General features: G+C 42.1%; 4 protein-coding genes. All 4 read right to left on the reverse strand.

The features are described from left to right. Genes LVD17_RS26575 through LVD17_RS26590 form a run of 4 tightly spaced genes read right to left on the reverse strand, consistent with a single transcriptional unit; the run spans nt 1 to nt 24,717 of the window. Complete coding sequence (locus LVD17_RS26575; protein ID WP_233763112.1) at nt 1–10,404, reverse strand: non-ribosomal peptide synthetase; 10,404 nt, start codon at nt 10,402–10,404, stop codon at nt 1–3. 8 nt (nt 10,405–10,412) lie between these two features. After that, nucleotides 10,413–13,784 carry a non-ribosomal peptide synthetase gene (locus LVD17_RS26580; protein ID WP_233763114.1) on the reverse strand — a complete coding sequence of 1,124 codons (3,372 nt, stop codon included), beginning with the start codon at nt 13,782–13,784 and terminating at the stop codon, nt 10,413–10,415. 1 nt (nt 13,785) lies between these two features. After that, entirely contained in the window at nt 13,786–17,175 is a 3,390-nt protein-coding gene (locus LVD17_RS26585; protein WP_233763116.1) for a non-ribosomal peptide synthetase, read from the reverse strand. Between the two features lie 51 nt (nt 17,176–17,226). Next, nucleotides 17,227–24,717, reverse strand: coding sequence for a non-ribosomal peptide synthetase/type I polyketide synthase (locus LVD17_RS26590; protein WP_233763118.1), 7,491 nt, complete (start codon nt 24,715–24,717; stop codon nt 17,227–17,229). Nucleotides 24,718–24,726: the final 9 nt, after the last annotated feature.

A 24,726-nucleotide genomic window follows, 5' to 3' on the forward strand; every position in this document is an offset into this window, starting at 1 on the left:
TTAAAGGGTTTTATCAAGCTCTTCTCCAATCCTTGCAGCTCCAGCTACATTAAGCAGTGTCCAGTGGTTTGTTTCCAAAGTATGCTCCACTACTTTCCCTGTAGTAAAGCCTTTCCAATCAAACTCCGACTCATTATCCTTTTGCCAGAAAGTCATCTGCTTCGCTCTAAAATGAGTGATAGGGAATTTCGGTTTGGTATTAATATCCGGATGGTATTCACAAAAAAGATTAGTCCTGTATACTGTAATGAAACCTTTCAATTGATTAATCGAAACTTCAATTCCGCAGTCCAGAACACTTGAATGTATTTTATCAAACTTACGATGATGATCAAGATCTGCTATATCCTCAACCTTCAGACTAATGGATTTTCCGTACATAAGGCAAAACACTTCTGCAATGCCATGTAACAGTTCATCTTCGCTTTGGAAAGGGTTCTGTTGCTTTACATAAGGCACCATAGCATCAAATAAAATGAGGTGTTCCACTTTATATCCCATTTGCACCAACCTTAGCGCCATTTCATAAGCAATGCTACCACCAAAGGAGTAACCACCAATGATGAATGATCCATCATGAGGCTGTTTCAATAGCTCATCTAAATACTGAGTAGCCATTTCCTCTATCGTTTCAAGCGGATTGTCTAAACCTTCAAACCCCTGAGCCTGAAATGCATAAACCGGCTGATCTTTTCCAAGTTTACTGGCTAATGGATAAAAGACCATTGGACTACCTCCTCCACCGTGAACGAGGTATACTGGTCTTTTCGTACCAGACTTATTTATGGGTATAAGTGTAGACGCTTGTTCCTGAGACTGCCCCTCCATCACCATTTCTATTTTAAGAGCTAATGAACGTATATCCGGACACTCAAATAAAGCAGCTATGGGCATTTGTACATAGAGGACTTTCTTCAATCTGGCCATTAACCTTACAGCCAACAGCGAGTGTCCTCCCAGTTGGAAAAAGTTATCATCAATGCTAACTTTTTCACTATCAATACTGAGTAACTCCGCCCAAACATCCACCAAAAGCTGCTGTAGCTTATTTTGCGGCGGAACATAATCATTTTTATCTGTTAGCTCAGGTTCTGGCAATGCCTTCCTGTCCACTTTTCCATTAATAGTAAGTGGAATATGGTCCAGTGTAATGAAATGGGCAGGTAGCATATATGCTGGCAATTGCTTTTTTAGCTGAAGCAGTACTTCTCTTTCATCATAATGTTGAGAAGGTACGACATAGGCAATCAGGGATGGGTCGCCCTCCACTTTCTCGTATACATCAATTACACATTGTGATATGCCTTGCATATCCTGTAGAGCGGCTTCTATCTCTCCTAATTCAATTCTAAAGCCTCTTATCTTCACCTGGGTATCTGCCCTGCCCAGATATTCTAATGAACCATTGGCCAACCACCTTACAATGTCACCTGTTTTATATAGCCTGTCACCATCTACAAAGGGATTATCAACAAACTTCTCTCGCGTAAGACCAGGTTGGTTTAAATACCCCAGAGCAACACCTGCTCCACCAAGATATAATTCCCCGGAAATGCCAACTGGCATTAGATCCATATTGTCACCCATTACATAGGCATACACACCGGGTAAAGGAAAGCCAATAACATTACGCCTAAAGGTCTCCACATTTTGCAGACAAACAGCGTCTATTGTGGTTTCCGTTGGCCCGTAATGGTTATTGATCTGCACATTTGGCAAAACACTTTTAATCTGCCTGATGATCGTTGAATTCAATGATTCACCTCCAATACAGATCAATCGCAATTGAGATAAATCCTGATCATCTGCAAAGTACTCAGTAAGCCCTGCCAGCTGGCTGGGAGTACCTTGAAGTACTGTCACTCCCTCCTGACCAATCAAAGATGCCAGCAGAGCAAAATCCTGCACCTGCTCTTCGCTGGGTATCACTAAAGTACCCCCGGCATAAAGGGTTAGAAATATTTCGAGTACAGAAACATCAAAAACAAAATTTGTAGACAAACATGCCACATCATCTTTAGAAAACGAAAGTAATTTCACCTCCTCCTCAAGCCTGGAAACCAGACTGGCATGAGTTATCATTACCCCCTTTGGATTACCTGTTGTTCCTGAAGTATAGATGACATACGCTGTATCTTCAGGGGTAACATCTGTGAGATGTCCCCACACAGTTTCCTTTTCGGACAGGTTTAACTCTCCAATGATAATTTGATCAGCTTCATCAGCTGCTTCACGATATTGGTCGGTCAAAAAGATTTTGGCCTGTGTATCTTTCAGAATATACTGAACGCGCTCATCGGGATACTTCTGATCTACAGGCACATAAACAGCACCTGCTTTCAATATACCTAAAATACCTATGATCATATCAACAGAGCGTTGCATAGAAATAACCACCATGTCACCTGAAATAACACCCCTGTTTTTTAACTCTGATGCCAGGTTTGAGGAAGCATTATCTACAGACCTATAGTTAATTCCTTCGGATTCAAAACGACACGCTATGCTTTCTGGATAATTTTTGGCTTGCCGGTCAAACATTTCCAGGAAAGTATGGCCCTGATTCTCTCTGATCGAACGGGGGTTAAACTCATTGAGGATTCTGTCTTGTTCTTTGTGTGGCAGCAGGGATAGCTCACCCACAGGTTTTTCCGGTGTATTGCTAATTGACTCTAATAAAGTTTCAAACTGCTCCAGCATTCTCAAAGCTGTCCCTTCTTCAAAAAGATCCGAGCAATATTCCAGTGTCAGCTGTAAACCTTCCGGACTCTCTGCTGCAATCAGGCTTAAATCAAAGAGCGCATTTTCTCGTGACACTCCAATACTCTGAATGGCACTGTTTTTCTTCACAGACTGATCTGTAGCAGAATTAATCAAGCTAAACATTACCTGAAATACAGGGTGTCTGCTGGTATCTCTATGCTTTTCTACCCTCTCTACAATTTTTTCAAAAGGAATATCCTGATGATCATATGCTAATAGTGTAGTGTCCCTCACCTTAGTCAAGAGATCAAGAAAACCGGCCTGACCATTTACCTCGGTTCTAATTGCTAGTGTATTAACAAAAAAGCCGATCAAGGGCTCAATCTCTTCATCCTGCCTATTGGCCACAGGGCTTCCGATACATATATCGTCCTGCCTAGTATATCTATAAAGAAATACTTTAAAAGCAGCTATCAAAGTCATAAAAAGGGTAACATTATGCTGCTGCCCAATATTCGAAATTTGATCACTTAATACGGCTGAAAGTCGTTTTGACACAAAACCGCCCTTTGTACTTTGCATCGCCGGCCTCTTAAAATCAGTTGGCAGGTTAAGAGGTGATACCCCTTTTAAAACTTGCTCCCAAAATCCCAATTTCGATTCAAGTACAGCACCTTTTAGTCTCTCCCGCTGCTTAATGGCATAGTCAGCATATTGCATGGGCAAAGGCTTTAAATCTGGCGCTTTATCTTCCTTCCATGATTGATAGAAATGTACAAGCTCTTTCATAAAAATGGGCTGAGACCAGCCATCGAAAGAAATATGGTGTACAACGAGTATCAGAACATGCTCCCCAGTATCCAGACTAATCAATTTGGCTCTAAGCATAAGATCATGTGCGAGATCAAACGGTTTTCTCACTTCCTCATGGATTACCTCATTGAGTACGTCTTCGTTGGCTTCTCCATAACTTAATGCCCATGCTTGGTGCTCAAGAATTTTTTGATAAGGTTCGCCTTGATCTTCTCTAAAAACTGTTCTTAACACTTCGTGCCGGTTGATCAATTCGCTGTAGGCGTGGGCAATTCCCTCTGTAGAAGTGCCCTTATCCAGCTTCATAACTATGGGTATATGATACTGGGTACTTCCCTCAAGCTTATCAATAAACCAAAGTCGCTCCTGAGAAAACGATAGCGGTATCTTTTCCGGTCTTTTGATCTGGCCTGCAACGGCTTCCCTCTCGATCTTTTCAAGAGAATTAATATGGCTTTCCTGCTCTTTTATTGTAGGCCTTAGGAAGATATCTTTTACCGCGACAGTAACTTTCAGCTGTGTTTTTATCCTTGAAATTAACCTGATAGCCAAAAGAGAATGTCCTCCAAGTTCAAAGAAATTAGCATTTGTACTAATAGACTTTTCATCTATTTTCAACAGTTCAGACCAGATTTTTGCTAATAGCTCCTGGATCTCATTTTCCACAGCCTGAAAGGTATTTTCAGATATCCTCTGAGGTTCAGGTAATTTTTTCTTATCAATTTTGCCACTTGGCAGTAAGGGTAGTTCTTCGATCCGTACATAGTACTCCGGAACCATATATGATGGCAGGTGTACTTGCAGGTATTCACGGATGTCCTTAGTAAGCAATCCCTCTTCACTTACATAGTAACCGACAAGATACTGATTTTCACCCTCTCCTCTAAGCTGCACTATTCCTTCTGCAACACCTTCCAACTCCTTTAACCAGTGCGTGATCTCTCCCAACTCAATACGATAGCCTCGTAGCTTAACCTGTTCATCTATACGACCTAAATATTCCAGGTTCCCATCAGGAAGCCAACGAACCAAATCGCCCGTCTTGTATAGCCTGCTTCCTGATTCTCCATCGTATGGATTATTTACAAACTTCTCTGAGGTCAGTTCGGGGTTGTTATAATACCCTCGAGCCAGGGCTATCCCTCCCAGGCATAGCTCTCCAGGTACTCCTAAACCTGCCAGTTGGTTGGCACTGTCTAAAACATAGGCCTTGACACCTCGCAAGGGTTTCCCTATCGAAACACTTCTCAGGCCTTTATACGAAGATGTTGAATAACCTGTAGCATAGATCGTAGCCTCCGTTGGACCATACAGATTCTCCAAACGTGCAGATAAGCCCAGTCTATTAAAATAATCAACTGTATTACGTGCCAGTGGCTCTCCGGCTGAAATGATATAACGCAACGACTCAAGACCTGAACCTCCTTTTCTTCCTACCTCTTCCAAAAACAGCCCCAACATGGAGGGCACAAAGTTTACATGGCTCACCCCGTATCGAACAAGCGCATCTTTTATAGCTATAGGATCTGATTCTTCGCCCTGAGGTAGTATGGCCAACGATCCTCCGGATACAAACCACCCGAATAGTTCAGAACAGCTCACATCAAACACCACATTGGTCTTAAGCAGATAACTATCTCCGCCCTCCAGAGGGTATTGAGCCTGCATGGTTTCTATCAGGTTTGTAAGAGACCGGTGCTCAACCATCACTCCCTTAGGGGTACCTGTTGATCCTGAGGTGTAAATGATATATGCCAAATCTTCTATTCCTGACTCATGCGCCGGGTTTTCCTCTTCGGATGTTGAAGACTCTGTTATTAAGTGCTCGTAATCAACTACCGTAACTGCCTCAAAACTTTTATAGAAACTGCCGGTGGTTTTATCAGCCACAAGGTATTGAGCCCCGGTATGATCAAGGATGTACTCCCGGCGTGAATCCGGCTGGGTCCAATCTATAGGAAGGTAGGCACATCCTGCTTTGAGTATTCCGAAAATGGTGGTGATCAGGTCTGATGAACGCTCCATACTTACACCCACTATATCACCAGGACGGACACCTTTGGCATGAAGCCGATGACTCAAGGCATTGGATCGTGCTTGCAGTTCCTTATAGGTGACTTCTTCATCTCTTTCGTAAAGGGCAACATGATCCGGTGTAAGTAAGACCTGACGGTCAAACTTCTCCATTACCGTTTCATGGATCTCTGGTAATGGTTCTGCATTATAATGAATGGATTGTAACGCCTGCTGCTCTCCCGAATTCATCAGGCTCAGTGAGCTCAACTTCACTTCCGGATCAGCTACTATCTGCTCCAAAAGGGTAATATACTGACCTAAAAACTGTTCCATGGTCTCCCGTAAAAACAGATCGGTACAGTAGGTTAGCCCTACTTTCAAACCTTGATCTGGGTTTTCGACTATGGAAAGGGTAATATCAAATTTTGATTCAGTTATAAAGGAAACTTCATGGTCAGGTGTAACTGAATTTTGTTTATTGATCTGATGCAGGAACATTACCTGAAAAACAGGATTCCTGCTCATGTCACGCGACTTCTCGACACGCTCCACTATTTTTTCAAAGGGCACATCCTGATGCTCGTAGGCTGACAGGGTTGTGCTCTTGATATGTTGAAGAAGCTCTACAAATGTTACTTCATCATCTATTTTATTTCTAAGTACGAGTGTATTGACAAAAAAACCGATTAGCGGCTCTATTTCTTTATGTCCCCTGTTGGCAACGGGTGTACCAACAACAATGTCATCCTGCCCGGCATAGCGGCTAAGCAATAGCTGAAAAGCACTTAACATAGTCATAAACAATGTCGCTCCGTTCTTTTCGGACAAAGATTTAATTTCAGACAAACGCTCTTTAGGCAAACTCCTCAATATTGACCTTCCTGCAGTGCTTATGGCTGCGGGCCTTGGGAAGTCTGTTGGTAAAGCAAGTGTCTGAGCCCCTGTAAGCCTCTCCTTCCAATACTGTAATTTGGCTGACAGCAACTGTCCTTTAAAATAGGATTGCTGCCAAACTGCATAGTCGGCATACTGGATGGTAAGATGGCTTAATTCTGGTTCTGTACTATGAACCCATGACTGGTAAAATGTCTGCATTTCATCTTCAAAGATCGGGTGAGACCAACCATCTGAAGCTATATGATGGGTTACAACAAGCAACAAGAATCCCTTATCTGTTTCCAGCAATTCTCCTCTAATCGGAATATCCACGGCAAGATCGAAAGGCCTCTTTTTAAAGCCATCCATATAAGTGGATAACTCTTCACCCGATAAATTAACTTTATCAAGCTTCCAGTCTTGCTCTGGTAATACATACTGAAACGGCACACCATCCTGTTCTTTATAAATGGTACGTAATACCTCATGGCGGTTAATCACTGAGCGATATGCATGCGCGACACCATCCACATCCACCTTACTTCCCAAAGGGAAAGTTGAGGAAATATGATATTGTGTACTACCTTCCAGTTTATCAATAAACCATAGTCTTTCCTGAGCGAAGGAAAGAGGCAATATCCCATTTCGTTCCGCAGGTTCTATACCCACGGTCTCCTTCTTCTCCAGGAGATCAATATGCGCTGCAAGATCTCGTATATTAGGATTTAAAAAAACATCCTTTACTGTAAGTTCAATAGACAGGTTATGGACAATTTGAGACACCAAACGTGTCGCAAGCAATGAATGTCCCCCCATTACAAAGAAGTCATCGTCAATACCTATACTATATTCTTCGACCTTCAAAAGCTCTGCCCAGATAGGTACCAAGGCTTTTTCCGTGATCGAAACAGGTGCTGCATATGCCTCTGCTCCTGATATTTTGGGTACCGGAAGTTTCGACTTATCAATTTTCCCATTCTCCGTTAATGGGAAACGGTCAATCTTAACAATTGCTGATGGTACCATATATCTAGGCAACCTTTCCATAAGATAATCACGGGTCTCATCCTCGTTATAATGTTGGGTGGGTACTATATATGACACTATTCTTTTGTCTCCCGGGTTATCTTCCCTTACCATCACCAGACATTGATCGACTCCAGGAGCGGTCTGAAACACTCCCTGCACCTCTCCAAGCTCAACACGAAAACCTCTTATACTTACCTGATCGTCCTGTCTTCCGGCAAAGAATATATCCCCGTTTTCATCCCATGAGGCCCGATCTCCGGTTTTATATATTTTACTTCCACCCCATGCCAGTGGATTATCCAGAAATGCTTTTTCAGTGAGTTCTTTATTATTTAAATAGCCAGAGGCCAGTTGCTCTCCTCCCAGATAGAGATCTCCTTCAACTCCTCCTGGAACAACATTCATATGCCGATCAAGAATAATAGCATAGGTGTTGTTAATCGGTTTACCAATTGCAGGGGCCTGCTTTTCATTACCCTGAGTGAGTAGATGTGCGGTCGACACCACCGTATTTTCTGTGGGGCCATAATTATTATGTACCGCATAAGTCAGCCCTGATACATCAAGGACAGGTAAAGCATCCCCACCCGTTAGCATATGCTTCAAGCTCATGGACCTTTCTTTTGTATACTTCACAAAATCAGGCACCAGAGCCGTGGGAAGAAAGCTGTGTGTAATTTGTTTAGACTCAAACACATTAACCAAGTCAATCACTGACAGTGTTGTATTATCATCTATAACATGTAATGTGCCTCCTGTAAGCAGGTATGGCCAAATCTCCCAGGCAGATGCATCAAAACCAACACCCGCCACCACGGTTGAGTGACTGTGTTCATCAACTCCGAATCTTTCCTTATGCCAATGAATAAGATTTAGCAGAGACTTTTCCCTGACCATCACACCTTTCGGCCTGCCTGTAGAACCTGAAGTATAAATTACATAAGCCAATTGATCAGGTGCCCGTAATGCCGCAGAATAGCTACATGGTGCAGGTCTCAAATCTGCCTGAAAAAGCTCTATATCAAACGACTCAAAAAACTTTGTGGTACTGTCATTAACAATAGCAAATTTAGCTCCCAGATCGCTAAGCACCCATTCCATACGACTGGCCGGGTGGTTAGGATCAAGGGGAACATATGTTCCTCCGGCTTTGGTAACTGCCAGTATACTTACAATAAGAGCTAAAGACCTACTCTGACAAATGACTACATAATCATTGCTGTTTACTCCTGCCTCACTTAACAACTTGGCCAGATAGTCTGAAGCAACATCCACCTCACGGTATGTCATCGATTCCTTTTCGTAGACAATCGCAACTTTATCAGGGTGCTTTTTTACCTGTTTCACAAACATTTCCAAAAGCCCTGCTCCATCTAACGCTTGAGTTGGCCCTGTCGACCACTTCATCAACTTATGTTCTTCGGCTTCTCCTACCATCCTGAGCCTGTGAACAGGCGCTTCGGGATGCTCCAATGCAGAGATAATGAGTTGTGCGAAATGTGCCAGCAAGCTCTTCATTGTTTTCTCACTAAACAGGTCAGTGCAGTAATTAACACTTAATCTCAGACCTTTTTCATCATTAGCTACCGACATAGTCAGATCGAACTTGCTGCTATCTGATGATTGTGAGATGATCTGTATAGGTCCTGATCCCTGAACCTGCTCACGACTAAAGTTACCCTTATTAGCCTCCTGGAAAACAAATAATATTTGGACAAGCGGATTTCGACTGATATCGCGCGAAACACCCAGCCGGTCTATGATCTTTTCAAATGGTAACTCCTGATGTTCGTATGCTTCCAATAAAGTGGCCTTGACATGGGTAAGCAATTGCAAAAAGCTCATATCCTCATCAAGATTACATCTTATAGCCAGCGTATTTACAAAAAAGCCAATAAGTGACGAAAGTTCCTCTTTAGAGCGGTTAGCTACAGGTGTTCCTATGCAGATATCAGTTTTTCCCGTATACCTGCTTAACAACACATTGAATGCAGCAAAAAGTACCATAAACTGTGTTACTCCTTCTTTAGCTGAAAACAACTTTAATGCGCCCCTGTATTTATCCGGCATAGGGAAGGTTACAGTTTTACCTCTTGTACTTTGAACGGGAGGCCGGGGGTAATCTGTTTTCAGACTGAGGGGTGATAATCCCTTTAATTGCTTCTCCCAAAAAAGCATGGTATTTTCTAATACATCGCCCTGCATAAAGGTCCTCTGCCACATGGCATAGTCTGCATACTGAACCGGCAATGGTGGAAGTCCTGTTACATCTCCACTAACCCATTTCCCATAATATGTTTTTAACTCTTGAATAAATATCGGTTGCGACCATCCATCAAACGCGATATGGTGTACAACCAACACAAGTACCTTATGGTCAGATGGTAACTTGATCAACTCTGCTCTCAGCATGCAGTCATTGGAAAGCTCAAAGGGCTTCTTACTAACATGGTGTATATGCTTTTGAAGATCCTCCTCTGATGACTCACTAACTGTAAAAGGCCATTTGCCCTTCGGTAAGATTTCCTGGTATGGCCCCTGCCCGTCCTCCTTATAAATTGTGCGAAGGGTTTCATGCCTATTGATTAGCTCATTAACAGCGTATTTCACGCCTTCCTCCTCAATCCCCGGGGCTAATTTTAAAATAGTAGGGATATGATAATGTGAGCTCCCCTCCAAGCGGTCAATAAACCACAGTCTCTCCTGAGAAAATGACAGAGGCACTCTTAATACTTCCCGCCTGTCAAAAGGGATGATGGAGTTATCCTGAGGCTTAACAATATCAGCAGATTGCTTTTTTAAAAACTCCTTGATCTCTTCTTTATGTGACCTTAACTGCGCTAAAAAAGATTCATCTGCTACCGTATCATTTTTTAGCGTGTATTTTAGTTTATCCCCTTCAAGAAATAGTGCGATATTCTTCTCATTGGCTTCAATCAGAAGCCCTACAATTTCTTTCCTACTCATTTAACTTATTATAAGTCGTATACTTTTTCTTCTGATTTATGATCTTGTGATGATGTTGAAATACTTATCAACTTGCCCAGCTCCACTATGGATGAAAAGTTAAAAAGTTGTTGTAATGATAACTGTATACCAAATGCTTTTTCAATTTGATAGGCTAGCCTGATTACCAAAAGAGAATGACCTCCAAGCTCGAAAAAGGTCTTTTTTACATCAATATTTTCCTTGGGTATTCCGAGCAAACTATGCCAGATCTCCACCAGCTTTTCTTCTGTTTCATTGGCAGGTCTGTTCAAGGCTACTACCGAATCGAGTGTTGCTGTGGTAAGTTCTTTTTTGTTGATTTTCCCATTGCTGTCCAAAGGAAGCTTTTCCAATGGCACAATGAATGCGGGTACCATATAGTCCGGCAGGCTTTTCCTTAGCGATATGAGCAGTTGATTCTCATTAAAATGAGGTGAAGGTACTACATAGGCAACCAGATTCTTTTGTGATGCTACTTCCTGCAAAATAACCTTACAGGTGATCACCTGTTCTGTCCCCATGATATGTGACTCAATTTCGCCAGGCTCTATGCGGTAACCTCTGAGTTTAATCTGATCATCTTTTCTTCCCATAAAGATCAGATCTCCCTGCGAAGTCCATTTTACCAAATCGCCTGTTTTATACCAGGTCTCCTCTTTATTTCCTGTTATGGGATTGCTAACAAAGCTTTCTCTAGTTTTATCTTCCTGTAAATAACCCTTGGCCACAGGGATGCCACCGATAAACAACTCTCCTGAAACCCCTACCGGTACAAGCTGCCTTCCTTCACTCACCACCATGACTCTGGCGTTGGTTATCGGCTTTCCGATTGGAATGATTTTATTATTTGTTTCTTTAACTTCATGGAATACACAACCAATACTTGCCTCTGTCGGCCCATAAAGGTTGGTTACCCTCACATCAGGGTAAATCTTCTTAAACTGGTTAACTGCGTCTACCTGTATCTCTTCTCCTCCTATTACGATTTCCTTCAAGCTATTCAGATCATCACCAGCTCCTTGTTCCATCATTTCATGCACTATCTCGCTGAATAATGCCGGTACAAAATCCGTCATGGTAATATTAAACCCTGATACGATCTCTTTGAAATATTTTGCTGAAAGCAGTTGATCTTCTGAGGGGATCACTGTTTGCCCCTCGTTCATTAATGGCCAGAAAATCTGCCATACTGAACTATCAAAGATATGTTGTGTGGTACGCAATACAGACCTGGCAGCTTCCTTACCAAAATACTCATTCATCCAGTAAAGCCTGTTCATTACCCCTCCATGTGGAACAACTACTCCTTTAGGCCTGCCTGTAGTTCCGGAAGTATGAAACACATACATTGCGTCCTCTGATTTTGCCGCTATAGATATATCTTTTTCACTGTCATTCAACTGGTTTGCATCAACCAAAAGCAAATGATCTGATACTAACCCACTTTCCGATAATCCCTTGGCATTAGTCAGTATAACTTTAGCCTGTAAAGATCCTATAATTTCATCCAGCCTGGTTGAAGGCCAATAAATACTCAATGGCGCAAAGGCAGCTCCACACTTCAATACTGCCAGAGTTGATACCACATAATCCAGACCTCTGGACATAACCACGGGAACATAATCATTCTGCTCAACCCCCTGTTCCAACAGCTGCTTAGCCAGTGTATTAGCCTTGCTATTCAACTCACCATAGCTTAGTTGCTGATCTTTATAACATGCAGCAATCTTCTCCGGAAACTGCCTGGCGGTAGCTCTTACTATTTCATGCACATTTTCAAAACCATACTCACTTATCTCATACCTGAACAAAGCATTTTGCTCTTCCTGACTCAGCATATTGATTTGATCTATAGACAAAGTCGGTTCCTTCACGACATTCTTGAGAATGTTTTTATAGTGACTCATCATTCTCTTCATGGTCTCCTCCTTAAAGAGGTCATCACAATAGGTGATATAGACTCTCAGGCCATGAGCGGTACTGGTAATCGTAAAGGTCAGATCGAATTTAGAAGTATGCTGTCCGACGGATTCCCAGGCCAATTGAATATCCGATAGTTCTTTAGATTCGCCTTCCGGGGTGTTTTGAAAAACGAATAGGGTTTGAATAAGGGTACTCCTACTTATATCTCTCTTGCTCTCTACTCGTTCAATAATTTTCTCAATAGGCACATCCTGACGTTGAAATGCCTCGAGAGAGGTATTTCTAACTTGTTTCAATAGTTCCTGAAAGGTCTCAGTACCTTTAAACTTGCTTCTGAGCGCAACTGTATTAAGGAAAAAGCCAATCAGGGGCTCCGTCTCCTTATGCAGCCTGTTAGCAATAGGACTTCCAATTACAATATCATACTGTCCGGTATATTTATGTAATAATACACTTAGCGCCGCCAGTAAAAACATATACTGTGTGGTTTCACTTCTGGCACAAAGGTCATTGATAGATTGGCTTATTTCTACCGGAACCATACCACTATACAAAGCTCCGCTTGAACTTTTTACGGTTGGTCGTGGGAAATCAGTGGGTAAATTAAGGGGTTCGTAGCCGGTTAGTTTATTTTCCCAATAGCTTAATTTACTATCAAGGGTATTGTTTTCAAGTTGTTTTCTTTGCCAGCAGGCATAGTCTGCATATTGCAGCCCCAAATCCTTCAAATTGGATTGCCGTTTTTCAATTCTTGATTGATAAAGCTCCATCAACTCTTCATAAAAAATAGGGATAGACCACCCATCAGATGAAATGTGATGCATTACCATGATGAAGTAGTAACTTTCTTCTGTTACCCTGATCAGGGTCGCTCGCAAGGAAATATCTTCTGACAGGTCAAAGGGCTTCCTGGTTTCTTCTGCTGCCAGACTCATAATCTCTTCATGGGACTTATCTGGCAAACTCAACCGGGTTACCGGCCATTCCGGCAATTGGTCAAGGATCACCTGGTATGGATTCCCTTCCTCCTCTTTGTACACGGTCCTTAAAATTTCGTGCCTGTTGATCACTGAAGTAAAGGCATATTGAAGTGCATCAACATCCAGTTTCCCCTGAATCTTACGTAAAGTTGGCATATGATAGGGTGTAGATCCCTCAAACCGATCGATAAACCAGATTCTTTCCTGAGAACAGGATAATGGTAACCTATCGAAACCATTACGACTCTCAAGGCTAATTTTTTCGCTTGGTGCTGACGATTCTGACAAACTCAGAAAATCAATGATAGCCTGCTTGTTGTCCTTTATTTCGGCTATTAGTTCAGGACTTATGGTTTTCTGTTTAGGCTTTTTAATTTGCAGCTTTCCTGCTTCAATATATGCATATGAGCCACTGTTTTTCAGCTCGTTAAGAATATTTAGTACTTTATCGTCCATATTAAATATCTATTGTATCGTATTCATCAGCAGGAGCCGCTTCCTTGTTTATAATGCGAATGTACTTGGCAAGGCTTTGTATAGTAGGGTATTGAAAAACGACCCTAACCGGGAATGATACCTCAAACTTGTCTTGTATCATCGATATCATTCGGGTAGCCAGCAGGCTGTGTCCTCCATTTTTGAAAAAGTTGGCAGTAGTGCTTATTTGTTGACTATCAGTGCCAAGCAGTATAGACCAGGCTTGAACAAGTTCCTCCTCAATTTCATCAGCAGGAGCAATGTATACGTCCTGATTAACTTTGTTCGGTTCAGGTAATTTTTTCTTATCAATTTTGCCACTTGGCAGTAAGGGAAGCTCTTCGATCCGTACATAGTACTCCGGAACCATATATGATGGCAGGTGTGCTTGCAGGTATTCACGGATGTCCTTAGTAAGCAATTCCTCTTCACTTACATAGTAACCGACCAGATACTGATTTTCACCCTCTCCTCTAAGCTGCACTATTCCTTCTGCAACACCTTCCAACTCCTTTAACCAGTGCGTGATCTCTCCCAACTCAATACGATAGCCTCGTAGCTTAACCTGTTCATCTATACGACCTAAATATTCCAGGTTCCCATCAGGAAGCCAACGAACCAAATCGCCCGTCTTGTATAGCCTGCTTCCTGATTCTCCATCGTATGGATTATTTACAAACTTCTCTGAGGTCAGTTCGGGGTTGTTATAATACCCTCGAGCCAGGGCTATCCCTCCCAGGCATAGCTCTCCAGGTACTCCTAAACCTGCCAGTTGGTTGGCACTGTCTAAAACATAGGCTTTTACACCTCGCAAGGGTTTCCCTATCGAAACACTTCTCAGGCCTTTATGCGAAGATGTTGAATAACCTGTAGCATAGATCGTAGCCTCCGTTGGACCATACAGATTCTCCAAACGTGCAGATAAGCCCAGTCTATTAAAATAATCAACTGTATTACGTGCCAGTGGCTCTCCGGCTGAAATGATATAACGCAACGACTCAAGACCTGAACCTCCTTTTCTTCCTATCTCTTCCAAAAACAGCCCCAACATGGAGGGCACAAAGTTTACATGGCTCACCCCGTATCGAACAAGTGCATCTTTTATAGCTATAGGATCTGATTCTTCGCCCTGAGGTAGTATGGCCAACGATCCTCCGGATACAAACCACCCGAATAGTTCAGAACAGCTCACATCAAACACCACATTGGTCTTAAGCAGATAACTATCTCCGCCCTCCAGAGGGTATTGAGCCTGCATGGTTTCTATCAGGTTTGTAAGAGACCGGTGCTCAACCATCACTCCCTTAGGGGTACCTGTTGATCCTGAGGTGTAAATGATATATGCCAAATCTTCTATTCCTGACTCATGCGCCGGGTTTTCCTCTTCGGATGTTGAAGACTCTGTTATTAAGTGCTCGTAATCAACTACCGTAACTGCCTCAAAACTTTTATAGAAACTGCCGGTGGTTTTATCAGCCACAAGGTATTGAGCCCCGGTATGATCAAGGATGTACTCCCGGCGTGAATCCGGCTGGGTCCAATCTATAGGAAGGTAGGCACATCCTGCTTTGAGTATTCCGAAAATGGTGGTGATCAGGTCTGATGAACGCTCCATACTTACACCCACTATATCACCAGGACGGACACCTTTGGCATGAAGCCGATGACTCAAGGCATTGGATCGTGCTTGCAGTTCCTTATAGGTGACTTCTTCATCTCTTTCGTAAAGGGCAACATGATCCGGTGTAAGTAAGACCTGACGGTCAAACTTCTCCATTACCGTTTCATGGATCTTTGGTAATGGTTCTGCATTATAATGAATGGATTGTAACGCCTGCTGCTCTCCCGAATTCATCAGGCTCAGTGAGCTCAACTTCGCTTCCGGATCAGCTACTATCTGCTCCAAAAGGGTAATATACTGACCTAAAAACTGCTCTACTGTCTCTCGTAAAAACAGATCAGTGCTATAGTTAACAGACAGATTGAAACCCTGAGGTTCTTCCTTTGCCCGAAGCGTAATGTCAAACTGTGAAGTAATCTCTTCAAGCTCTTTTAACTCTCCAATTTGCTTTTTGCCGGGTTCAGGATAATTAGCTAACGAAAACATGATATTAAACAATACCATTGATGTGGCATCCCTGTCGCTTTTCATGTGTTCCACAATTTTAATCAATGGTATATCCTGATGTTCGAAGGCATCAAATACATGACCTGAAACATCCTTCAACCATTGATTGAATGGAAGGTCATTTTGGATTCGGTTTCTAAGCACCAAAGTATTCGTAAAGAAACCAATAAGCGGCTCAAGTTCAGGAAGATTACGGTTGGCAATAGGTGAACCTACAACAACATCATCTTTTCGGGCATATCTGGCGATTAGTAAATTAAATACCGACAGTAGGAGTATGTATAATGAAGTATTCTGCTTAGCCGCCAAATCTTTAAGGCCCTCAGACAACTGACGATCAATATATTGTTCAATAATATCACCACTTCCAGATAAAACCTGGGGTCTGCTAAAGTCTCCCTGCAATGTGGTGGGCTCAGTGTTCTCAAGTTCTTCTTCCCAAAAACTGAGATACTTTTTAAGAAAATCATCAGTAAGCCGAGCCTTCTCCCAAACTGCGTAGTCAGCATATTCGATCTCTAATGGCTTAAGGGCAGATGAACTATTCTGTGATGCTCCAAAGTATAACTGACTCAATTCATTGCCAAAAATTGCAGTCGACCATCCATCAAAAATAATATGATGTACAACTATAAGAAAAATATACCTATCGCTGTATTTTACTAGTTTTGCTCTTAATAAAGGTCCCTCAGATAAGTTGAATGGCTCCAGCAATTGTTCCTTTAGTAGCTCATCAAATGATTCTTTAGAGAACTCACCCCCTTCAATCTCTTCAAATTTCCACTCTCCTTTGTCAAGCACCAATTGGTAAGGAATCCCTCCTTTTTCTTTAATTACCGTCCTTAACGGTTCATGACGGTTGATAAGCTCACTATATGCTCTGGCCAAATATTCCTTTTCGAAGTCTTCAGTTATTTCAATAGAAAAAGGAATATGATAGGCCAATCCTCCTTCTATTTGATCTATAAACCATAGCGATTCCTGAGAACTCGACAATGGTATTTTGTCCAGTTCCCCTCTATTAACTTTTTTTATAGTCAAACCCTTTTTCACAGACTTGGCTACTGCCAGATTCTTTTTCAGAAACGATTTTAACTCTTCTTTCCCTGCCTTGATTTTTTCAAGCAGTGCGGGACTTAGCTGTGTACCTTTAGGTACGTTAACCTTGAGCTCACCCTCTTCATTTAAAAACAATGATATTCCACTTTCGTGAGCTTCGGTTATAATATTTAATGCATCCATTTTTTTATCAGGACTTATATGATATAACTAAATGTAACTTATCGTTTAACGTCAGATCTCAAACGACTCATATTCATCTTCACCTTCTTCTGCAGGTGCAAATACACCTAAATAATCTGCCAACTCTTCTATGGTTGGGTAGACAAAAATTGACTTGATGGTAAGGTTAACACCCAACACTTCCCTTACTGCACTTACCACACGGATTGCCATGAGTGAGTGACCTCCCATTTCGAAAAAATTTGCATCCACACTGAGTTCTTCGGTACCAATGCCCAAAAGGCCTGACCATATGTTGACCAGTTGCTGTTCTACTTCATTCTTAGGAGCCTTTCTCTCTTGCTTAAAATCAGGCTTAGGCAGCTTTGCTTTATCTATTTTTCCACTTTCATGTACAGGTAACTTTTCCATGGTTATCAATCGAGACGGAACCATGTAGTTAGGTAACTGCGCCTTAAGGTACTCCCTTGTATCGGCTTCATCATAAGCATCAGATACTACCAAGTAAGCTATTAGGATTTTATTTCCAAGATCATTATCATGAACAAGTACCACCGATTCATTTACTCCATTGGCCTTATTTAATATTGACTGTATTTCACCAAGCTCTATCCTGTAGCCCCTTATTTTTACCTGATCATCAATTCTACCCAGGAAAGCTATATTTCCGTCAGGAAGCCATTTAGCCAGATCTCCGGTCTTGTACATTTTGCCGGGCTGCGAATCTAATGTATCTGCAACAAACTTGTCGTCTGTTAGTACATTATCTCCAAAATATCCTGTAGCCAGACAGACTCCTGCAATACACAACTCACCGGGAACTCCAACAGGAACTACCTGCTTGTTTTGATCCAAAATGTAGATCTTAGTATTGCTAATAGGTTTACCAATGGGTATAATCTCCTTCTCTTCTTCCACAGGATAGTAAACACAGCCTATACTTGCCTCAGTTGGCCCATACAAGTTTGTGAGTCTTATTTGAGGATATTTCCGAATGAAGAAATTCGTGGTCTCTGGTGTAATGGCCTCTCCCCCTATAACGATATCCTTCAATTTAAAAGGGTTAAACTCATTAGTTCCAGCCTTCATTTGCCTTACCATTTCGTTAAATAGTGAGGGAACAAAATCAGTCATGGTAACCCCATATTCTTCTATGAGCTCATTGAAATACCTCAGATCCAGCATCCTCTCTTCCGATGGGATAACAGTCTGCCCTCCATTAACCAATGGCCACATTAATTGCCAGATAGCACTATCAAAGATGTGCTTTGTTGTTCTTAACACAGATTGCGCCGATGCTTTACCGAAGTAGTCATTCATCCACATAAACCTGTTATAAACTCCTTTGTGAGGTACTACCACCGCCTTCGGCATACCTGTAGTTCCCGATGTATGAAATATATACATCGGGAGCTCTGTTCCTGGCTTTTCCGGCAGGTTACTTTCGGTTTCTTCCAACAAACCTGATTCCACTAAATGAAATCCTTCTTCAATACTTAGCCCGCTCTCATCAACACCCATATTGTTTACAAGGGTTACTGGTGCATTTAACTTTGCTATGGCATTTTTTATCCTGGCTTCCGGCCAATAAATACTGAGCGGAGCCGGTGCTGCCTTCAGCTTCCATATAGCAATTGCAGACACCAGAAAATCAATGCCTCTTGACATAACAACAGGCACAATACTTCCTTCACCAATAGCATAGCTCTGTAGGTTATTGGCCAGCGTATTGGCTTTTCTGTTTAATTGTCTGTAATTCAAAACGACATCTTCATGATAAACAGCGTTGGCATCAGGTGTTTCCTCAACCTGCTTCTCAAAAAGATCCAGAATGGTAGTATTATCAGGGTAAAGCTTTCCGGTCTGATTAAACTCATTTACTACCAATTCATACTCTTTTTCATCTACCAGTTTAATATCGGAAATGAGAATATCCGGATTACCCGCAACCTGTCCCAATATTTGTCGGAAGCATTTGGCAAAGCGCTCAATAGTTGATCCATCAAAAAGATCACCTGAGTATTCGAAATTAAAAAGCAATCTGTCTTTTCCTTCGTAACCAGTAAGACTCAAATCAAACTTATTATGGCCTAATTTTCTTTCTTGTCTCCTCAGTGTAATACCAGGGATTTGAATAGCAGCTCCACCAAAATTCTGAAGGGAGAACATGACATCAAATAGTGGATGTCTATTGCTTTCTCTGCGAACTTTTAAATCGTTAAGTAGTTCCTCAAAAGGGTACTGCTGATTCTCAAAGGCCTGAAGTGAAATATTTTTAACGTTTTGGACAAACTCACTGAAAGTCATCTTATCCTCAAAACGGCTACGGATAGGCAATGTATTTACAAACATACCAACCAAGCCTTCCACATCATGATGTGGCCTTCCGGCAGTTGGTGTTCCAATAACCACATCGGTTGTTCTAGCCAATTTGCCAAGCAGCAAACTGTATACCGAGAATAGGAACATAAATGAAGTTATATGCTGCTCTTCATTAAATGAAGCTATCTGTGATTGTAATTCAGATTCTATTTCGAAGCTAACTTTCCCTCCTGGTTTTTGACGCTCCACCGGTCTCTTATAGTCGGCAGGTAAATCCAACACAGGGAGCTCTCCTTCAAACTGCTCCACCCAAAAGGACTTCTGAGTTTTCCAACTCGTTTCTCCTGTTTGCTCCTTTTGCCATACTGCAAAGTCTTTGTACTGGATTTGTGGTTTTTCCAGCGCTTCACCTGCATATAATGCGGCAAATTCATTGAGTAAGATTCCCTGAGAAATACCATCTGTAGCAATATGATGGATATCCACTAACAAATAATGTAGGGCATCTTCTATCTTGAGCAGTTTAACCCTGAGTAATGGGGCTTTTGACAGATCGAAAGGTTTACAAAACTCATCAAAATATACTTCCAGCTCATTTTCATGAATTATGGCATGTTCCACTTCAAAATTTACGTTTTGCACTTTTTGATATACCTGATCTCCTTCATGGACAAAAGAGGTGCGCAAAATTTCATGCCTTTCTACCAGCTGCGAAAAAGCCTTTGACAGTTTTTCCTTATCCAGCTCGCCCTCTACCTTTACAAACTGCGGCAGGTTATAACCCAATGAGTCTTTATCATAATTCCATAAGAAATATAGCCTGTTTTGAGCCGCACTTACCGGATATTTTGGGGCCAGTTTTGCCTTAGGGATCACATTTTCCCTTGCAGAACCTAAAGTATCTTCAATAAACTCACCTAACTGTCTCACTGAGGATCTCTTGAAGAAATCGGTGATCAATACATCCACGGAAAACTCCTTCTTGATCCAGTTGATCATGGTTAATGCCTTTAACGAATCTCCACCCAGCTCGAAAAAGTCATCAAATGGTTTAATGGTCTCTTTGCCAAAAAACCTTTCCCACAATGCTATTAACCTCTCCTCAACCGTCGCTGCCTGATTAGTTGAGTTTTCATTGGTATGGTTAGCTTGCTCCTCCCCTTTTTCATTAACATCATCTGCTTTCTGAAATGCCGTCAGCATGCTTCTGGATATTATAACATGAGATTCCTGGCTCTTAAGCATATTCCTGAAAAGCAAGAAGCCCTCCTTATTGCTTACGCTATTAACCCCTACCATTCCATTTCCAGCTTTTACAGCCATTCCACTTTCTGACCAGGCATTCCAACCTATACTCCTCACTGCAGGGTATTGATATGCAAGGGCATCTAAAAACAAATTGACTGACACATACCCCACTTCTCCCACGGGTGCTTTAAAGGCTGCAGCCGAGCTACAATTCAAGAAAAAATCCAACTGATCATGTGCAAACTCTTCAAGCAAGTTAAGTGCTCCAAAAACCTTTGTATTGATCAATGCACTATCTGCCGCTCTGTCCCGGTTTTGAATAATTCCTCCCTTGTCAATACTTCCTGCCGCATGAATTATTCCATTTACCTGACCTATTTGACTAATCTTTTCCCTAAGTGATGAATAAGACGTTCTATCAGCTATATCCATGGCTATATAATGAACTTGTCCCCCGGCAGTCTCAATCTCCCTGATCCTTTTTACCGTATCACTATCACTTTGTACCCAATGTTTCGGTTCAGGCAACTCCTTTCTACCAATGAGTATAAAGTGAGCATCATTTGTTTCTTCGGCCATTTGCCGGGCAAGTGCCAGACCTATTCCTCCTGTACCTCCTGATATCAGATATACACCTTTATCCTTAAATACCGGCATTTTATTCTCAGCCTTTAAGGCAAATGGTTTCACTCCCTGCTTAAACCTCATACCTTTTCTATAGGCAACTACTTCACTCAAAGCTATAGGCTCTTTTGAGGCAATAGACAACCACTCTTTTTCTTCCGGAAGATCTAACTGCATCCCCTTAATAGTGGCATATTCTTTAGTGATCATTTTAGTTACTCCTGCTGCCAGAGCATAAAATGGATTGACACTGTCTTCCGCGAGCACTTTATATCCTCCAAAAGTAACTGTTAACAGGTCAACCTCTGTTTGTGATTTTCTATCCCCTAATGCCTTAGCCAGATTGATCAAACCATAATAGCATGTTTCTACCTGGCTATTGGTATTACTCTCTGTACGATTATCCAAAGCATAAACTATACGAACATCCCCCATATTGGTCTCTTCAAAGAGACGGGTAAAATGCGATGGATCAGCCGGGTTAATCTCAAACTGTCTGTCGGTAATTTGTTGGTAATTAGCTCCCAGCCGGACATTGTAATTACCCTCAACATGGGAAGTCTGCTGTAAATCTTCATTGTAGCTAAAGATCCACACAGGCTTTTCATCAGTCTTGCCAGCAGTAGACATTGCATCTATTTCCCAAATAAGTTTATGTGTCCACTCTGCGGGATTAGGAGATGCCCCACCGCCTTTAGCGATAAGGTCCGATATCATTTTGTAAGAGTCCACATAAAGTGGGTATTCTACTTTGTCAAACTCGTATGTCGGTAGATTAATACGGCTACGATTTTCATGCTCATAGAATTTGTTCCAGTCTGGTCTCAGTCCCGTTGACCATAGCTTTCCGATGGTTTGCAGCAGGTATCTGTTATCATTAATGACCTGATCGGGTTTACTTATAGTATTAAACACATCATGATCATCCGTCTTGTGGTCATGTGACCTGACAAAGGTTGATAAGGAATCTCCCGGGCCAATTTCAATGCAGGCTAGTGAGCTTTCTGTAAGCAGGCTTTCTAATGCCCTGGAGAATTGCACCTCTTCTACAATTTGATTGCTCCAATAGCTTTTGTCCTGCATCTCACCATCAACCAAGAGTCCTGTCACACTGGAAATTACCGGTATTTCCTGTCTGTGAAAAGATATTTCGTCCAATGTCTTCCTAAATGGCTCTAAGACAGGTTCCATCATGTACGAATGAAAAGCATGGGATGTATGCAGTACTCTGGAATGTATTCCTTTTTCTTCGAGACTTAGCCTCAAATCTTCTATGGCCTCTATACTACCTGAAGCCACAGCGTGTGCCGAGCTGTTAGAGGCAGCAATTGAAATATTTTCCCTACCAGAAAGCCATGATATGAGCTCATCTCTTCCCATTGCCACACTCAGCATCTGACCTTTTTCCTGCTGCTGCATAAGCTCACCTCTGGCAATAACCAACTTAAGAGCATCCTCCAGATCAAGTATTCCTGAGATGCACGCAGCAGCATACTCTCCAATGCTGTGGCCTAACAGTACATCAGGCTGATACCCCAAATGCATGAGTTGCTTTGCCAGCGCATACTGGATAATAAATATGAGAGGCTGGCTGTTCATGGTCTGATCCACCTCTTCAGGTGAAGACTCAAGTATCTTATAAAAATCCTTACCGGTGAGCCTTTTAGCGATTTCAAAACTTTGGGTGGCATACTGTCTAAACACTTTTTCCTGCATGAGTTTCATTCCCATACCCTGATACTGACCTCCTTGTCCGCTAAACATAAACGTCAGTTTCTTAGCTGATTTTGATGCTTTTGTTACTTTCAAATCTGCGGGAATTCTCAACCTGGTAATGGCCTCTCGTACAGAATCGGCAACTAATGTCTTACGATATGAAAACTCAGACCTTCCTGTTTGTAAAGTATAGGCGGCATCGGCCAGGTTGGTTTCAGGATACTCCAATAAAAAATCCCTGAAGTTGGCCATGTTATTATCAAGCGCTTTCTCTGATTTCGCAGAAAACTGAAGTAATTGCAGGTTTCTTGCCGGGGCTGGTGTCTCCTCTTTTCGAGGTGCCTGCTCCAATATCATGTGAACATTTGTACCCCCTATACCAAAAGAACTCACACCTGCTCGAAGTGGGTACTTACCTCCATCCCATTTCCTAAGTGCAGTATTAACGTAGAATGGAGATCTGTGAAAATTGATTTTAGGATTGGGTACTTCAAAGTTAAGTGAAGGTGGTATCTGTTCATGCTTTAGGGCCATTATAGTCTTGATAATCCCTGCCACGCCTGATGCTGCAACGAGGTGCCCGATATTGGTTTTAACAGACCCTAATGCACAATAGGGCTGATCACTCTCGCCATAAACGCGGTTAAGTGCATCCACTTCAATCACATCACCCAAAGCTGTACCTGTACCATGGGTTTCAATGTAAGTAACGCTTTCCTTAGGCACCTTGGCCATTTTCAAAGCCTTCATTATGGCTTCCTGCTGTCCATCAGCACTTGGAGCAGTATAAGATACTTTCTGCGCTCCATCATTATTGATTCCACTCCCCTTGATCACGGCATGAATAGTGTCCCCATCTTTCAGGGCATCATCCAATCTTTTTAAGAGCAATACGCCAATACCCTCTCCCGCTACTGTACCGCTGGACTGATGATCAAAAGCACGGCAATGACCATCTTTGGAGTAAATCATACCCTCTTCGTATCGGTAACCACGATCCGGGTAATTGGTAATAAATACACCTCCGGCAAGACTCATTTTACACTCTCTCAATAGTAAACTCATACATGCACGCTGTATGGCCACCAGCGACGTAGAGCAAGTAGTATTCACATAGAGTGAAGGCCCTTTAAGGTTAAGCTTATAAGAAACCCGGGTGCTTAGATAGGATATATTGCGCAACTGAGATGCTGTAACCTCCTCTACCTCTCCTTCTGTATTAGATAAAATAGCTGCGTTTTCCCAGTTATTGTTAGGTCCACCTCCGGCAAACAAGCCTATTTTCTCATCATATGTATGCAGGTCGTAGGCAGCATCCTCCACAGCTTTCCAGCAATGCTGATAAAAGAGTCTGAGCTGGGGGTCCATTAGCTTAGCCTCTGCAGCCCGGTATCCAAAAAATTCTGAATCAAAATATTCCGCTTCTGAAAGGTCTCCCCGTGCCCCGATATACCTGGGATTATCAATCACTTCTTTTGGCACACCTGCCGCCAGGAGTTCTTCTTTCGAAAACTGTTTTATAGACTCCTTTCCATCTTTTAAGTTCTGCCAAAATTCTAATACATCTTTCGCTCCAGGAAATTGACATGACATACCCACAATCGCAATTTCCATTCCGTTATACTTTTGCATACTATAGTT

Source organism: Fulvivirga ulvae, from assembly GCF_021389975.1.
Lineage (GTDB): Bacteria > Bacteroidota > Bacteroidia > Cytophagales > Cyclobacteriaceae > Fulvivirga > Fulvivirga ulvae.

Coding starts and splice junctions, on each gene's coding strand:
- LVD17_RS26575 (WP_233763112.1), bottom strand. CDS start 10,404: ATGAGTAGGAAAGAAATTGTAGGGCTTCTGATTGAAGCCAATGAGAAG.
- LVD17_RS26580 (WP_233763114.1), bottom strand. CDS start 13,784: ATGGACGATAAAGTACTAAATATTCTTAACGAGCTGAAAAACAGTGGC.
- LVD17_RS26585 (WP_233763116.1), bottom strand. CDS start 17,175: ATGGATGCATTAAATATTATAACCGAAGCTCACGAAAGTGGAATATCA.
- LVD17_RS26590 (WP_233763118.1), bottom strand. CDS start 24,717: ATGCAAAAGTATAACGGAATGGAAATTGCGATTGTGGGTATGTCATGT.